At 41.5% G+C, this 16672-nt stretch carries 15 protein-coding genes and 1 tRNA gene; 6 read left to right on the forward strand and 10 right to left on the reverse strand.

The genetic code is table 11. From position 1 onward, the window contains the following. Positions 1-149 precede the first annotated feature (149 nt). The 6 genes from HPE63_RS06155 to HPE63_RS06180 all read right to left on the reverse strand — a co-directional run bounded on the left by HPE63_RS06155 (position 150) and on the right by HPE63_RS06180 (position 6666). Positions 150-3176 carry a DNA polymerase III subunit alpha gene (locus HPE63_RS06155; RefSeq protein ID WP_188313383.1) on the reverse strand — a complete coding sequence of 1009 codons (3027 nt, stop codon included), beginning with the start codon at positions 3174-3176 and terminating at the stop codon, positions 150-152. Between the two features lie 88 nt (positions 3177-3264). Then, positions 3265-3630 (reverse strand): four helix bundle protein, encoded by a 366-nt coding sequence (locus HPE63_RS06160; RefSeq protein WP_188313384.1) that lies wholly within the window; start codon positions 3628-3630, stop codon positions 3265-3267. 33 nt (positions 3631-3663) lie between these two features. Beyond that, complete coding sequence (dinB, locus tag HPE63_RS06165) at positions 3664-4878, reverse strand: DNA polymerase IV (protein WP_188313385.1); 1215 nt, start codon at positions 4876-4878, stop codon at positions 3664-3666. Positions 4879-5067: 189 nt separating this feature from the next. Then, on the reverse strand, positions 5068-5238 hold the full coding sequence (locus tag HPE63_RS06170) for a DUF6747 family protein (protein ID WP_188313386.1): 171 nt from the start codon (positions 5236-5238) through the stop codon (positions 5068-5070). Between the two features lie 195 nt (positions 5239-5433). Then, the gene (locus tag HPE63_RS06175; protein WP_188313387.1) at positions 5434-5604 is read right to left on the reverse strand and encodes a DUF6747 family protein; all 171 of its coding nucleotides are present in this window, start codon (positions 5602-5604) and stop codon (positions 5434-5436) included. 126 nt (positions 5605-5730) lie between these two features. Next, on the reverse strand, positions 5731-6666 hold the full coding sequence (locus HPE63_RS06180) for a pyridoxal-phosphate dependent enzyme (RefSeq protein ID WP_188313388.1): 936 nt from the start codon (positions 6664-6666) through the stop codon (positions 5731-5733). Positions 6667-6858: 192 nt separating this feature from the next. Between HPE63_RS06180 and HPE63_RS06185 the strand changes: the two genes are divergently transcribed. Next, positions 6859-7809 (forward strand): hypothetical protein, encoded by a 951-nt coding sequence (locus HPE63_RS06185; RefSeq protein WP_188313389.1) that lies wholly within the window; start codon positions 6859-6861, stop codon positions 7807-7809. 9 nt (positions 7810-7818) lie between these two features. On the opposite strand, the gene HPE63_RS06190 is transcribed toward HPE63_RS06185, so the two are convergent. Together HPE63_RS06190 and HPE63_RS06195 are read right to left on the reverse strand one after the other, a co-directional pair. Beyond that, positions 7819-8925, reverse strand: a complete 1107-nt coding sequence (locus tag HPE63_RS06190; protein ID WP_188313390.1) for a Gfo/Idh/MocA family protein — start codon at positions 8923-8925, stop codon at positions 7819-7821. Positions 8926-9115: 190 nt separating this feature from the next. Beyond that, positions 9116-11494 (reverse strand): outer membrane beta-barrel family protein, encoded by a 2379-nt coding sequence (locus HPE63_RS06195; RefSeq protein WP_188313391.1) that lies wholly within the window; start codon positions 11492-11494, stop codon positions 9116-9118. A gap of 187 nt (positions 11495-11681) precedes the next feature. Between HPE63_RS06195 and HPE63_RS06200 the strand changes: the two genes are divergently transcribed. From HPE63_RS06200 to HPE63_RS06210, 3 genes are read left to right on the forward strand one after another with little or no spacing between them, the layout of a single operon-like run. Beyond that, positions 11682-12710 (forward strand): sensor histidine kinase, encoded by a 1029-nt coding sequence (locus HPE63_RS06200; RefSeq protein ID WP_188313392.1) that lies wholly within the window; start codon positions 11682-11684, stop codon positions 12708-12710. Next, a complete protein-coding gene (locus HPE63_RS06205; protein ID WP_188313393.1) occupies positions 12707-13414 on the forward strand; it encodes a LytR/AlgR family response regulator transcription factor in 708 nt (235 codons plus the stop codon). Before HPE63_RS06200 ends, HPE63_RS06205 begins: the two co-directional genes overlap by 4 nt. A 13-nt stretch (positions 13415-13427) precedes the next feature. After that, a complete protein-coding gene (locus HPE63_RS06210) occupies positions 13428-14312 on the forward strand; it encodes a dienelactone hydrolase family protein (RefSeq protein WP_188313394.1) in 885 nt (294 codons plus the stop codon). Between the two features lie 105 nt (positions 14313-14417). Here the strand turns inward: HPE63_RS06210 and HPE63_RS06215 are convergent. Next, positions 14418-14499: transfer RNA gene (locus tag HPE63_RS06215), tRNA-Leu, on the reverse strand. Positions 14500-14517: 18 nt separating this feature from the next. Continuing rightward, positions 14518-14763: a GIY-YIG nuclease family protein gene (locus HPE63_RS06220; RefSeq protein WP_188313395.1), complete on the reverse strand. Its 246-nt coding sequence runs from the start codon at positions 14761-14763 to the stop codon at positions 14518-14520. A 217-nt stretch (positions 14764-14980) separates the two neighbouring features. Between HPE63_RS06220 and HPE63_RS06225 the strand changes: the two genes are divergently transcribed. Together HPE63_RS06225 and HPE63_RS06230 are read left to right on the forward strand one after the other, a co-directional pair. After that, positions 14981-15922 carry a ribose-phosphate pyrophosphokinase gene (locus HPE63_RS06225; protein WP_188313396.1) on the forward strand — a complete coding sequence of 314 codons (942 nt, stop codon included), beginning with the start codon at positions 14981-14983 and terminating at the stop codon, positions 15920-15922. 34 nt (positions 15923-15956) lie between these two features. Next, entirely contained in the window at positions 15957-16622 is a 666-nt protein-coding gene (locus HPE63_RS06230) for a 50S ribosomal protein L25/general stress protein Ctc (protein WP_188313397.1), read from the forward strand. Positions 16623-16672 lie beyond the last annotated feature (50 nt).

The raw sequence follows: 16672 nt of genomic DNA on the forward strand, positions 1-16672 counted from the left end.
TAATCTTGGATGATAAACCTTATATCCGATTTGTAAGTACTGAACTCTATAAAATCCCCTTTTATTGTTCTACTCCCTGTGTTTTGCCTTTTATGATGGTTATCATTACGGTAAAAGTTAGGAATTGATATAGGTTTACGGCTTTCGTCCTACTCTTTATCCGCATTGACCTTTTTGGCCTCTTTCTCCTTAAACACCTTGTTCGCGGTTTTCATATCAGAATATCTTGGATCCTGTACATAATCCTGCTTCAACATTTTAATGACCTCGATACTCAAAAAACCGAACTCGCTCACCACCTTGCCATAAAAGCGGTATACGCCCCTACCCCTAAAAAAGTATTGGGCCGCCACGGGCGGAAACAATACCGTATCGAACACGGCACCCTGTTGGTCCAACAAGGTGGCAAAATGCATCCGCTTTCCGGTATGGGTACTCGTATTCTTTACCGTGACCAAATACCCGTAAATATCGATATGGTTTCCCAGATACCTTTCCAAATCCCTGCTACCATGGTCATTTCTAGGGGGCTCTTTCAATAATTCAAAGGGGCTGCAGAGGCAAAAGCCCAAGAGTTCCAATTGGGTAAAGACCATTTCAAGATCGGTGTTATGCATTTTGGGAATGCTGAACTTCTGATGTCGTGGTGGAAACAGCTTTGGATGGTCTACCAACATCCCCTTGGAAAGGAACAAATGTGCCTGCCATAACAACTCATGCTGGTTCACTTTCGTAAACCGAAAAGCATCGATACGGATAAGGATACTCACCTGCTCTATGGAGATGGTCACCCGATCCAGAAAATCGGCCAAGGAGGTAAAGACACCGTTCGCTATGCGTTCTTTTAGGATGCGATCCATAACCCGGCTTTCCAGCTCCTTTAAATACATAAGGCCCAAGTACAAATGCGTACCATAAATACAATTCGCGGGTTGGCTTTTATTTACACAGGGCGCGTGAATGGTAGCCCCCAACATACGGGCCTCGTGAATGTAACTCTCGGCCCGGTAAAAGCCTCCCCCATTATTGAGTACGGCCACCATATATTCTAACGGATAATAGGCCCTTAAGAACAGACTTTGGTAACTTTCCACGGCATAGGAAGCGGAATGCCCCTTGGCAAAGGCATAACCGGCAAAACTGGCAATCTGGTCCCAAATCTCGGAAACGAGCTTCTCATCATAGCCCTTTTCCCGGCAGTTATCGATGAACTTGTCCTTTACCTTCTGAAACTCCTCGCGCGAACGGAATTTGCCGCTCATGCCCCTACGCAACACATCGGCTTCCCCCAGATCCAACCCTGCGAAACAGTTGGCCACTTTGATTACATCTTCCTGATAGACCATGACACCATAGGTCTCGGGCATAATATCCAACATCACCGGATGCGCCTTTTCCTCAGCCCGCCCAGGATTACGATGCCGCAGGATATATTCCCGCATCATACCGCTTTTGGATACCCCCGGGCGTATGATCGAGCTTGCCGCCACCAACCCCAAATAATTGTCTACCTGCAATTTTTTAAGCAGCATACGCATAGCCGGCGATTCCACATAAAAACACCCCATGCATTGGGCGGACTTTATCATATTATTGATATTGGGATCATTCTTAAAGGCTTTGATATCATGAATATCGAACTTCGGGATTTCCTCGGGACGGCTGTCCTCCAAAATCTCCAAGGTCTCCTTTATTTTTGCCAAGCCACGCTGTCCTAAAATATCGAACTTATAGAGCCCCACATCCTCGGCAATGACCATATCGAACATGACCGTGGCAAATCCCTTGGGCGGTAAATGGGTGGCCGAAAACCAATGTACCGGTTTTTCACTGATCAAAATACCACTGGCGTGGATACTCAAATAATTGGGCATGCCCTTGATCAACTCGCCATACTTCAAGACCAAGCGCGAAACCTCATCCAACTTTGAGGGTTGGTACCGCCCTTCGGCCAATAGATCAATCTCGCTCTTGGGCAGTCCGAACACCTTACCCAGCTCACGTACCACCCCGCGATGCTTAAACGTTACATAGGTGCCCAAAAGCACGGCATTCTGGAACGTATCAAAAATATACTGGGTCATTTCCTCACGGTCGCGCCATGAAAAATCGATATCGAAGTCGGGCGGATTCACCCGATACAGGTTGATAAAACGCTCAAAATACAAATCGAGCTCTATGGGATCTACATCGGTGATCCGCAACAGATAGGCTACGATACTATTGGCGCCACTACCACGGCCTACATAGAAAAAGCCCTTCTTTTGGGCATGGGAAACAATATCCCAATTGATCAGGAAGTAGGAGACAAAACCCATTCTTTTGATCAGGGTCAACTCTTTGTGCAACCGGTTTAAAATCGTTTCGTTTACTTCAGGATAGCGGTACGGCAAGCCCTTTTGGCATAAGTGCCCTAGCAGTTCCTCATCTTTTTCCTTGGTCTGTAAATAGGTCTTTTGGTTCTGGGGTTCGCGCCCCTCCGAAAAATCGAAATGTATGCTGCAGGAGTTCATCAACTTTTCTGTATTCTCTAAAATAAAAGGGTATTCTGAAAAGGCCGCTGCCAAATTCTCGATGGGGAACATTTTTTCGTCATCAGAGGCCACCTCCGTTTGGGGAAGCTTGCTCAACAATACATTATTATCAATGGCACGTAAGAGCCGATGGGCATTATAATCGCGTTTGTTCCTAAAGGTAACGGGTTGTAAGACCACCAATTTGGGCTTTAACTCCACCAACCTGGAAAAAGGCAATCGCCGCAAATCGGCAATCGAAATACCGATGTATTCATCATCGGAAAAGGTGATTTGGTCATTGAGCAATACTTTCTCAAAAGGGTAAATGATATAGGCATTTTCAAAATGTGGGGCGATGGCGGGCAGCTTTTCCCCTTGATGCAGGTGCCAGGACAAAAAAGCATTCAATTCTTGATAGCCATCATTGTTTTTGGCAAGCCCCACAAAACAGGGCTCGACCCCGTTCCTAAAATCGATACCGAGAATAGGACGTATGTTGAATTGCTTGGCCTTGCGTACAAAATTGAGTCCGGCCGAGGTATTGTTGATATCGGTCAGGGCCAATTGGGTCACATGGTTCGCTTGGGCCAATTGCAAGAGTTCGAGTTCGGAAAAGGTTCCGAAGCGTAGGCTATAATATGTATGGCAGTTTAAGTACATGGTATAAGTACCAAATTCCAAATGACAAACTCCAAATTCCAAATTCCAAATTCCAAGTACTAAGCCGTATTTGTATAGCGTTTAAAGCTTAATTTTTTGAAATTGACCTTTTATTAATTATGGATGACAAAATTCTTCTTAACTCATCGGCCTCCGCAATTAGTTCTTCAATCTTTAGCTGATGATCAACATTTAAATCTTTTAAAAGTTTAAGCCAATATTGTGCTTCTTTAGCTTCCTTTCTCGCAATCTTGGCCCTCATCAAAAAGTCTTTATCACCAAGCTTTTCATTAGCCTCAATATAATTTGCACCTACTGATCCAGAAGCTCTTATAAGTTGCTTTCCATCTTCAATATTACTTAAGGTCTTAGGCAATGTTCTTACAAAAAATCGACATTCCCTTGCAAACAAATATGTCCTATCCTCTAAATTGTAAACCGTATTTTTCTTCATAATCTTTGGAATTTGTCATTTGGAATTTGATATTTATTGTTTCCGGTGCGCAAGCACAATCGGCGGTTGCCCGTTGAACGGGTTGTGCATTCTACCAATGGTCCTAGCACCCATAGCCGAGGCTCGGACCACGCTTTTATCCCCGTAGCGTTCGCGAATATGATCCATGGCCGCATAGAGGTTCAACGCCTCCTCGGTATCATCAAAAAGGTTGATTTGGTAATTGCCACTTACCAAATGGCTAAAGCGTATGCCTACCAAGCGTACCAACAACCTTCTATTGTATAATGCCTTGAACAGTTCCATGACCTTGGGAATAAGGATATGGTCGGCGCTCGTATACGGAATACGCATTTGCTTGGTATAAGTATTAAAATCGGAGTAGCGGATCTTTACCGCGATGCAGGCCGTCAGTTTTTCGCCCCTACGCAATTGAAAGGCCAGATTCTCGGTCATCGCTAAAAGAATGCCCCGGAGTTTTACCACGTCTATGGTATCCTTATCAAAAGTACGTTCGTTCGAAATCGATTTTCGCTCACAAAAAGGGATTACGGGTGTGTGGTCTACCCCATTCGAACGTTTCCATATCACCACCCCGTTCTTGCCCAATACACGTTGCATCAAATCCATCGGCATTTCTTGAACGGTTTTTACTTTTCGCAATCCCAGATTGCGGAGGGTCTGATAGGTCTTATCACCCACCATAGGTATTTTTTTAATGGACAAGGGAGCCAGAAAAAGTTTCTCGTACCCAAAATCGACTTTTAGCTGATTGTTGGGTTTGGCCTCATTGGTGGCTACTTTGGAGACCACTTTATTTACCGAAAGTCCAAAAGAAATGGGTAAGCCCGTTTCTTTAGTGATTCTTTGTCGAAGTTCGGAAGCGTATTGGTAGCAGCCAAAAAAACGATCCATGCCAGTAAGGTCGGCGTAGAACTCATCAATACTCGATTTTTCGAACAGGGGTACCTGTTCCTTGATAATCTCGGTGACCATATCGGAATGCTTGCTGTAAGTACCTGCATTGCCCCTGATAACCACAGCCTCCGGACATAGTTCCCGCGCCATTTTCATGGGCATGCCAGAATGTACCCCGAAACCACGGGTCTCATAACTACAGGCCGCCACCACGCCCCTATCGCTTGTGCCGCCTACCAACAAAGGTTTGTGCTGCAGCTCAGTGTTGATAAGACGCTCTACGGATACAAAAAAAGTATCGAGGTCTAAATGTAAAATGGTTTTGTTCATAGCTATCCTTTTCGGATAGCTGATGGTTCTTATTTGCTATCCCAAAAAGGGGACAGCTCATTGTTTTATTTGCTATCCCAAAAAGGGGACAGCTCATTGTTTTATTTGCTACCCTAAAAAGGGATAGCTAATATATGGAATATTTCCAATTATATGGATTATTTCCAATATATTTTCGTCTTTTTTGCCCTAATCAAAAGCAAAGCCAGTAGATACCCTGAAAATAAAAGCATACAGAGCCACAACAAATAGAACGAAACTGAACCAGGCAAAGGCCTTGAAATAGTTCCTTAGAATCAAGTTTCCGATATTCCTGAATCCTTCCAAATAAATTTCTTTAAAAAGTAAAATTATCTTCATAAGTTATCCATTTAAAAATTAGTTAAATACAAAGGTTATATAAAGCTGGAGACTTTGTCAGGTTATTGGCTTAAGCAAGTATAAATAGAGATGAAATACCCAGTATTTGCGGTACAACCGATTAATTTACACTCGGACGGGCCAAAAATAATTCCCAAGCCCATATGATGAACAAAACCGATTGCAAAAGAATCGTTAATCAAAAGCAAAGCCAGTGAGTATCCTGAAAATCAATGCATACAGCCCAAGAATGATCAACATAAAACTGAACCACGAAAAGATTCTTAAATAGTGCTTTAGGATAAGATGTCCCAAATTTCGAAATGCTTCCAAATAAATCTCCTTAATAAGTAGTGCTGTTTTCATAATCCTAATATTTAGCGTTATTAGCTATTGGATTACAAAGCCCATTCCGTGAATGCGAAAACATGTATTTATTAGTCCTATTGACCCAAAAAACAGATAAATGACCGGTTTTAAGTGAAAAAACGTTTAAAATGGAAGTTTTTTTAAATCAACGTTGCCACCGGAAATAATGATTCCCACTTTTTTGTTCTTGAACTTATCTTTTTCATTCAATACGGCCGCGAAGGCTACGGCGCTTGATGGTTCTATGATAATCTTCATACGCTCCCAGATCAAGCGCATGGCTTCGACAATCTCTTCCTCGGTAACACGAATAATACTGTTCACATACTTACGTATCAATGGAAAATTCTTATCGCCCAAGTTTGTTTTGAGTCCGTCTGCAATGGTATCCGTTGTTTTGTTCAACTCGATCTTTCCACTTTGAAGCGAGCGATAGGCATCATCAACAGCGAACGGTTCACTACCAATGACCTTACATTTATTCCCAAAATAATGTGCTGCCAACGCCGTACCGGCAATGAGCCCACCTCCGCCGACAGGAACTACTATAAAATCAAGATCAGGATGTTCTTCCAATAGTTCCATGCAAGCGGTGCCTTGGCCGATAATGACATTGACACTATTCGATGGGTGGATAAAAGTCGTCCCCATTTCCGCTTCGATCTTTAAGGCGGCCGCCTTTCTCGCTTCCAATGTGGGTTCACATTCAATGATTTTCCCTCCATATTCCAAAACCGCATCTTTCTTTACCCGTGGGGCAGAGGTTGGCATCACAATGAATGCCTTAACCCCGAGGCTTTTTGCCGCCAAGGTAAGGGCCTGGGCAAAATTACCAGAGGAATGGGTAACGACCCCTTTACTTCTTTGCCCTTCTGAAAGTTGCAAAATCGCATTGGTGGCTCCCCTCATTTTATAGGCGCCCATTCTTTGAAAGTTCTCACACTTAAAAAAGAGTTCCGCACCCGCCATTTTATCTATTAAACGAGACGTGAGAACAGGCGTTCTATGAATATATGGGGCTATTCTATTATGGCATTGAACCAGATCTTCTTTTTGCATTTCAATGTTCATTTTACCGGTATCCTTAATTAAAATACCTTGCTTAAATCTACAAAGAAATAGTTTACACTAGTATATCATGTAACAATTGAACGGACAACCAAATATTTACGTCGAATTTTCGTTACTATAGGGATTGGCATAAACTTTGATTCATAAAACTTGCCAATCGTATAGTATTGGTATTTTGTTATGCGAACAATTTTTATACTTAGTGTTTTTATGCTGTTTCATTGGATGCAGGGGCATGCCAATAGCTATGATTTTTCATTGACCCATAATGACTTTATCGATTCCTTTAATTCTCTCAATGCATCAGAGGGTCTAAAAAACTTAGGGGGGGGAGGAGAACTTGGCAGCTTGAAATCTTCAATCAACATCACCTCTCCAAATAGTCATTCGATTTGGACCATACCTGGACCGGCAGAACTGGAATGGACCACCCAAAATATCGGCACGGCGAAATCGATACGCTTTTTCCTTGCCAAGGATGATATGGTGGTGCAGGAATTGGGTACGTTTAAAAATACAGGAATGGCCAAGGATATCGTTTTAGCCAAGAACATCGGCTCTGGGGATAATTATCAGGTAGTAGGCATTGAGATGTTCCCGGATGATAGATTCCATATCGCAAAATTTTCTACCCCATATTTTTCTATCCGAAATAAGGAATCGGATGCCAGAAAGGAACGGGCTAGACTTGCAAATACCACACAGACCCCTGCGGTACAAAAAAAAGTTGAAGCATCCCAACCTGTTGAAGCAGCACTGCCTGTTGCAGCACCAAAAAGGATGGAATTCGATGGTCGGAATATTACCTATGTTAAGGAATTGGCTTTTACCAAAGAAAAAATTAAAATACACATTTGGGACCATGGTAGGCAAGATGGTGATATTGTCTCCATTTATCTTAACGGCTTTACAGTGGTTTCAAAACACTTGCTGACCTATCATAAAAAATCCATCGAAATTACATTGGATCCCAAAAAGAAAAACGACCTGTTCGTATATGCCCATAACCTAGGAAAATATGCGCCGAATACTGTTTCCGTTGAAATCACCGATGGAACGACCTTGGAAAACATCATCCTGAATTCAGACCTTAAAAGTTGTGAGGCCGTTTTAATCAGTGTGAATAAATAATTTTTTCAATTACAAGCTAACTTTCCCACCCGTTTTGGCGGCCATGTAAATCGCATCCATGATTTTAAGATCCTTCAATCCCTCTTCCCCATCAACGGGAACCAAGGGTTGAATACCCTCAAAAATAAGTTGGGCCATTCCATCCATTTGTAAGGTTTGATGGGTAATATGCGGTTGGTTCAGTTCCCCATTATGGGTTCTCCCTTTGATAGGCCCATAACCTATGGAAGGCTGCATTTCTACCCAACCATCATCCCCCGTCATAAAGAAACGATCTAAATGCCTCATGGCGTAGGTTGATAGACATGATGCCACTGCCCCACTGGGAAAGCCCATTTGAAAGGTTATGGTTTCATCAATACCTGCCTTGAACTTCACGGGATCTGTTTTTGTTTCCTGGGCAGTGACCCAAATAGGTTCCTCCCCCAGCATATACCGGGCCCCATTTACGGCATAGATGCCAATATCTATCATGGCCCCACCTCCCGATAATTCCTTGTTTAAACGCCATTGGTCAGGATTCCCTATAACAAAGCCCGTTTGTCCTTGAAAAAACCTGGGCTGCCCAAATTCCCCAGTCTTTCGCATTCGTATGACCTCTACGGTTTTAGGTTCAAAATGCATACGGTAACCCACTAACAATTTTACATTCGCGGCTTTGCAAGCCATTACCATGCGTTCCCCTTCCTCAGCATTGATGGCCATAGGTTTTTCACAAATCACATGCTTACCGGCCTTTGCGACACGAATAGCCTGCTCGCAATGGAGTCCGTTTGGTGTAATGATATATACCGCATCGATATCAGGATTATGCTTAATGGCATCAAAATCTTCATAATTGTAGCAATTTTTTTCGGGAATGTTATATTCAGCCTGCCATTTCGTGATTTTTGAAGGGGTACCGCTGATCACGCCGACCAATTGGGCCCGTTTGCAATCCTGCATCGCATTGGCTACCCGGGTACCATAATTGCCCAACCCCATTATGGCCACTCTAAGTATGCGGCCCTCATATGGTGTGTCGCAAGCGGCAAAAACACTTGCAGGGCTATATAAAATAGGCAGGCTTACTGCCGAAATCGATAATTTTTCAAGAAAATCCCTTCGTGAACCCATAGTATTTTGATTTGTATTAAAAATACGCTTAAATACCAAAAACACATTATAACTAAAAAAAAAAGACTTCAATATGCATTGAAGCCTATAGTTTTATCAGAGGAAATCCTGTAATGCCCAAACTTTCATCAAGCACCAACTTTACTTTTTGAAATTCAGTTCATTGCATGCTTCTATTCCCGATGCAATTTTAGAACCTTCTACGCTGACCTGAGTATTGCATAGCTTCTCCCTTCCCAAAGCCATAGCTAAAGCCCAAGGCAATAAAACGACCGCGTTGGCGACGACTGTAGACCTCGAAATCGTTCTGGACAATTTCATCTTCATTGATTCTTGAAGCGAACAGGTCCCGTACACTTAAGTTCAATACCGCCTTACCCTTTAGGATATTCTTTCGTAACCCAAGATCCATAAAAAGATTATCGCTACGAACCCCTTGCACCGTTCTCACTCTCGAGTTATAATTGCCCGTGGTCTCCAATTCAAAATCAGCTGGGAGCTTTAGTTTTGCCATAACTTTAGATGACCATTGATCTCCATCAAAATCAAAGACGGTACTTTCAAAAATACCTTCCCGCTTAAACTCGCTATAATTGAAATCCGCATTAAGTGTCATCCATTTAAAGGGGGCGTACTTGGCGTTGAATTCAATACCTGTAACCTTGTTCTCTCCAATATTCTCAGGTCTCACTGTGTTCACATTGTTCGCAAAAAAAGAGACCCGTTCAATGACATCGGTCGTATAGCGATAATAGGCCCCGAAATTTATGGATGCCTTACCTAAAATATAGATACTGGTAATCTCATACGAATCGGTAAACTCTGGTTGTAAATCGGGATTTCCCTGTCGGATACTAAAATTGTTTCGGATATTGAAAAATGGGTTAAGGTCCCACATTCTTGGTCTATAGACACGCTTTGAATAGCCTGCCTGCACCGAAATTTTGTCCGTGAATTTATAAGAGGAATGAACACTAGGAAAAAGGTTGGTATAGTTCTGTTCGTTGGCCTGGTCAGTGTTCTCCAATAAGGTATTCAAATTGGTTTGTTCTAATCGCAGGCCAGCTTTAATGCCCCATTTTGAACCCTCATAGGAGCCGGTACCATATACGCCCAATACATTTTGGTCGAAATCGAAAATATTGGTCAAACCAGGGTCCACAACGAAACTTCCATTTTCAAAATCACTGACCTCGTAGTCGTTCTTCACATCATTTAATACATATTGCGCACCTGTCTCTATCTTCCATTTTTCAGAAAATGGCCTGGTGTAATCCAATTTAAAGGTAAACACTGATTCCTTAAAATCTGTTCGGGTTTTTTGTTCGGCATCGTTATCAGTACCACTAAGCGTTGTATTGATAAAGTCCGATGATTGATCCTTCCCGAAAAAATTTCCTAAAGAGCTAAATACCAGGGTATGGTCCTCATCCCCGTTAAAATCCTTTTTATACTGCAACTCAAATTGAAGTTTAGGATTCTCGGCTTCAGTTACCTCTGTACGTTGCCACTCAGAGACAACGTTATCGGAGGCATCCAAGGAAGTGAAACTGGTTGTTGAGGGTTGATCTTCCAACTCCATTGCAAAATTCCCGGAAAGTGTCAAAACGTTGTTTTCATCAATGTAGTAATCGGTACCCAACACAAAATTGTAGTACGTCTCGTTTCTATACTCCGTACCGGTCGAGAGTACAGTAGTATTGTTCACCAAATCCACATTTCGATTTATCCTATCATCCGGTAGTTCCCGAATACCATAGCCCAATTGACTGAATAGGTTGAATTTTTCACTTCTTCGGTTAAGACTTATACCAATACTATGCGAATCTGGCGCTCCCGTATTCACCGATACTGAACCATTTAAACCTTTTCTTTGGTCTTTTTTAATGACAATGTTTATTATGCCCGATGTACCCTCGGCATCGTATTTTGCAGAGGGATTTGTGATTACCTCAATCCTATCGATCATATCCGCCGTAATAGTTCCCAAGGTATTACCCTCTTCGCTAGCGATAACCGATGGTTTACCATTAATCAAAATTTGGACGCCTCGGCTGCCCCGGAGGCTTATTTGCCCTTCGATATCCACATTGACCGAGGGAACATTGTTCAATACATCCAAGGCACTTGCGCCAGTAGTGCTCAAATCCTTACCCACGTTAAATACCCGTTTATCCAACTTAAATTCGGTTCGGGATATTTCTCCACGAACCACTACTTCTTGTAATTTCTCGGCATCTTCCGACAATGTAATGGTTCCCAACGTTATTGTTTCACCCTTGGTCACAGGTTGACCAAAAGTCTTAGTCTCGAAACCGATAAAACTAACCTCAATATAGAAATTGGAGGCTTTCGTCTCCAGCTCAAAACTACCATCTTCCAATGTAGTGGTACCACTCAAAGGTTTTTGGGTTTCAGAATCGGCTACCAAAACCGTTGCGAACTCTATAGGTCGTTCATTGACATCAACCACTTTACCGGTAATCAGGGTGGTGGTCTGGGCAACGATACCCGTAATATTCAAGATTTGAAATCCAAATAAAAGAGAATAGAGTATGTAGCGTTTCATAGGTCTTCATTTTTTAATTGATAGGTTAAAAGTTATATTTTTATAGGTAATAGTCAACCTATATTCCGTGAACGACAGCAGTTTTACAGTGAACGACACAAGACTTGAGCAATGACGTTGACCCTATCAAATCTGTCGATGGCGGTTTTTGGAAGTATTACTTAACTACAATCCTTATTTTTAAGGTATGGCAACCTTACCGCACAAATTAAACGCTACTTCCAAGGAAATCATTTTTCAATTCTTATTGCATGTCTTACTGTTTTTGTTCTTTACCTTCGACCGGGAAGAACCCCATATAGAACAGTTTAAAATATTTGCCTTTATCAATTATGCCTTGGGCGCTTTTGTTATCAATTATGGTTTATTACCTCGCTTCTTCTATAAAAAACACTATATAAGTTTCATTATTTCGGCCATCGTAGTCGTCACCGCCATAATGTTGATCGAAGAAATGGTCCTCGAAAAAATATACTATCCAGATACCAAGGGGTCTCGATTTCAAGGAGTGATTTACGGCCTTATGGATGTAATGCCCATCATTACCATTTTAGCAGGTTTCAAATTTGCCTGGGATGCTTCAAAAAAACAATTGGAAGTCGAAGAATTGCGTTCTTCCATTCAAGAAAGTGAATTGCAATTCCTTAAATCGCAGATCAATCCCCATTTTTTGTTCAACAACCTGAACAATCTTTATTCTTATGCTATTGCCCAATCACCAAAAACGCCATCGATCATTCTGGAGCTTTCCTCGGTACTTCGTTATATGTTATATGACTGCAAAGAAAAATTCGTATCGCTTCCCAAAGAAATCGAACACCTTGAAAATTTTACAAAGTTGAACGAACTCCAAATAGAAGAACGGGGTAAGGTTAGTTTTAAAACCAAAAATATTACCGCTGAATACCAAATCGCACCTTTAATCCTGACCGTTTTTATCGAAAATGCCTTTAAGCACAGTACAGCAAGCCAGTCGGATAATATTTTTATCGATATCACCATCAAGGTAAACGACAATGGCATGATGGAATTCGAATGTAAAAATTCGTTTAGGTCAAAGGGAAACACCGAAAGTCTAGCGAAAGGTATAGGTCTTCAGAACGTTAAAAAAAGATTACAGCTCTTATACCCCAACTCACATACATTAACAATAGACGATAATGAGGGACTATTTTCGGTAGCATTGAAAATTCAGTTAAAAACAGCCAAGGCATGATACGTTGTATTATTATCGAAGATCAACCACCGGCACAACGGGTACTTAAAAAGTATATTGCCGATATGGGGAATATGGATCTTAAAGGCACTTTTGCCGATGCATTACAGGCCATGGCTTTTTTAAAGACCGAATCTATTGATCTTATTTTCTTGGATATTCATCTACCAAAAATCTCCGGTATTGATTTTTTAAAAAATACGAGTCTAAACCCCAAAGTTATTCTTACGACCGCATTTTCTGACTATGCCTTGGAAAGTTATGAATACGACGTAATCGATTATCTTTTAAAACCTTTTTCCTTTGAACGTTTTGTACAGGCCGTTTCAAAAGTACCCCCACCAAAATCGGAGCAACTACAGATCAAAAATTCGATAACAAGGGAAACATCCCCTGAAATTATCTTTATCAAATCGGGTTATGAACATATCAAAATCGATGTTTCCGATATTATTTTCATACATTCCGATGCTGATTATACCGAAGTATATACCGGATTATACAAACACTTATCTCAAGAACCACTTCGGTTCTGGGAAGGTTTTCTAGATCCTAATCGATTTATCAGGATTCATAAATCCTATATTATTAATACCCTAAAAATTGAAAAAATTATCGGTAATCGAGTTTACTTGGACAAAAAGACGGCCTTACCCATAGGAAGGGCCTACAAAGAACATTTTATGAAACACGTATTAAAATAAAAATCGGACGATTATGAAAGAATTAAAAAAAGAAGACATTAAACAAGAGGTGTTCGACCTATATGACGATTACGCCCATAATAGGGTAAGCAGAAGGCTGTTTTTGGATAAACTATCGACCTATGCCGTTGGTGGGTTAACCCTACCTTCCCTACTTAGCTTTATCTCTCCCGACTATGTAAAAAAAAAGCAGATAAAACAGGATGACCCACGTTTAGTATCAGAGTATATACATTACGATTCGCCCAAAGGCGGAGGTTCTATAAAAGGATTGCTTTCCAAGCCTGCCGATGCCACCGGTAAACTTCCCGGAATCGTTGTGGTACATGAAAATCGTGGATTGAATCCACATATTGAGGACGTTGGTCGACGTGCCGCTTTGGCGGGATTCGTCTCCTTGGCCCCCGATGCCCTTACGCCCTTAGGTGGCTATCCCGGCAACGACGACGATGGCCGTGAACTTCAGCGCAAACGCGACAGGAATGAAATGCTGGAAGATTTCATCGCTGCCTTCGACCATTTAAAATCACATCCTGACTGCAATGGTCATGTAGGTGTTGTCGGTTTTTGTTTTGGAGGTTGGATTTCCAATATGATGGCCGTTAAAGTTTCCGATCTAGGGGCCGCAGTCCCATTTTATGGAGGCCAACCCACTGAAGATATCGACAAGATAAATGCGCCCCTGTTGCTTCATTTCGGGGAACTGGACAAGCGCGTGAACGAGGGGTGGCCTGCGTATGAGGCTGCCTTAAAGAAACATGGAAAACAATACCAGGCCTATATCTATGAAAAGGCGAACCACGGTTTTCATAACGATACTACCCCTAGGTACGACAGGGAGGCGGCAGAATTGGCCTGGGAAAGGACAATTGCTTTTTTTAAGAAGGAGCTTCAATAATAGGGTCCACATCAAAAATAACAGCACAATAGTTATTACCTGAAAATGATGTTTCCCATGAGGTCTTTAACAAAAAAACCAAGACTTTCGTCTTGGTTTTTTTTGTACTCGAGGTGGGAATCGAACCCACACTCCCGAAAGAACTGGATTTTGAATCCAGCGCGTCTACCAGTTCCGCCACTCGAGCAAAATTCAATAAATATACCTATTCTTCATTTCTTAGCTCTCTGAGTTTTTCTTTTCCAATACCAGATTTCCAATACTTTTCCCTTTTGCGAGCTTCAATTCTATTTTCACACTCTTCCTTATAGATCAATTTATAAGGAGCATATGGTCTGGTAGTTCTTTCTCTACGATTATTATGTCTTTTCAATCGTTCACTTACATTGACGGACATCCTGACATAAATGTAATTGAAATCTAAACTAGAAATAGCATAAACCCAAACCATTATTACAATATTTCAACTAGCGCGCCTGCCTGTCGGCAGACAGGTCTACCAGTTCCGCCACTCGAGGATGTAAAATAGGACTGCAAAACTATAAAATATTTTCATTTCAGGAACTAAAAATAACAAGATTTATCCTTTAGCAACCCAAATAAATTTCTAAATTTGCACCTCCTTTGTCCAAATGGAGTTTAATAATTTGATAAACAATACATTAAACATGCCTTATCAAGTACCTGAACCGAAGATTTTTGCCTGTACCCAGAGTACCGAACTTGCGAAAAAAATCGCAAAATCCTATGGTACCCAATTGGGCAAAGTGCATTTTTCAAGATATAGTGATGGGGAATTTCAACCCTCCTTCGAAGAGTCGGTTCGAGGAGCACGTATTTTTATTATTGGTTCAACCAATCCGAGCTCTGAAAATCTTATGGAAATGTTATTAATGCTAGATGCGGCCAAGCGTGCCTCAGCTCGCCATATAACTGCAGTAATGCCTTATTTCGGATGGGCACGACAAGACAGAAAAGATAAGCCAAGGGTTCCCATCGCAGCTAAATTGATCGCCAAAATGCTGGAAGCGGCAGGAGCAACACGAATTATCACTATGGACCTGCATGCAGACCAAATTCAAGGGTTTTTTGAAAAACCCGTTGATCATTTATTCGCCTCGACCCTGTTCTTGCCTTACTTGAAAAAATTAAACCTTCCTGATTTGACCATTGCCTCACCTGATATGGGAGGTTCAAAAAGGGCCTATGCCTATTCAAAGGCTTTAAGTTGCGATGTTGTCATCTGCTATAAGCAAAGGGCAAAAGCCAATATTATTTCACATATGGAACTTATCGGTGACGTACAAGGGAAGAACGTTGTTTTGGTAGATGATATGGTAGATACCGCCGGTACTTTGGCCAAAGCAGCCGATTTGATGGTGGAAAGAGGTGCCATCAGTGTTAGGGCGATAACTACCCACGGACTTTTATCGGGCAATGCTTATGAGAAAATAGAAAAATCCCAATTGAAAGAATTGATCATAACCGATTCAATTCCAATTGAGATCAAGAGCAAAAAGGTCAAAGTACTAAGTTGTGCCGATTTGTTTGCCGATGTCATGCATAGGGTACACCACAATACATCGATAAGTTCAAAATTCTTGATGTAAACAATAGAATATATTATTAATCTTAAATATAACAATGAAGTCAATTACAATTAAAGGATCAGAAAGAGAAAGCGTGGGCAAAAAGGCAACGAAGGCCCTACGTAATGCTGGAAAGGTTCCTTGCGTAGTCTACGGAGGGGAGAAACCATTACACTTTTCAGCGGATGAATTAGTATTCAAAAACTTGGTTTACACTCCAAACGCGCACACTGTTGTGATTGATTTGGAAAATGGGGACAAAATTGATGCTGTTATGCAAGACATTCAGTTTCATCCTGTAACGGATAGAATCATACATATAGATTTCTATCAACTTTTCAAAGACAAAGAAGTGACCATGGAAATACCAGTTCGCCTGGAAGGAAACTCACCTGGGGTTAGAAATGGTGGTCGTTTGTTGTTCAGAAAAAGAACACTTACTATCAAGGCCTTACCGGATCACCTCCCCGATTTCTTTAATGTGGACATTTCCAAATTAAAAATCGGTGATAATATTAATGTTGAATCATTGTTAAATGATGATTTTACGATATTACATCCTGAGAGCACAGTAGTCGTACAGGTTAAAACTGCCCGTGCAGCTATTGTTGTCGAAGAAGAAGAAGCAGAAGGAGAAGAAGGCGTTGAAGGCGCAGAAGCAGAAGGTGCTGAAGGAGCAGAAGCCCCGGCTGAAGAAGCTGCTGCGGAAAGTAAAGAATAAACGGGATTTACCCTTACGACAAAAGCATCCTGAAAATTTTAGGATGCTTT

Origin of the sequence: Maribacter arenosus, from assembly GCF_014610845.1 — a bacterium.
Lineage (GTDB): Bacteria > Bacteroidota > Bacteroidia > Flavobacteriales > Flavobacteriaceae > Maribacter_A > Maribacter_A arenosus.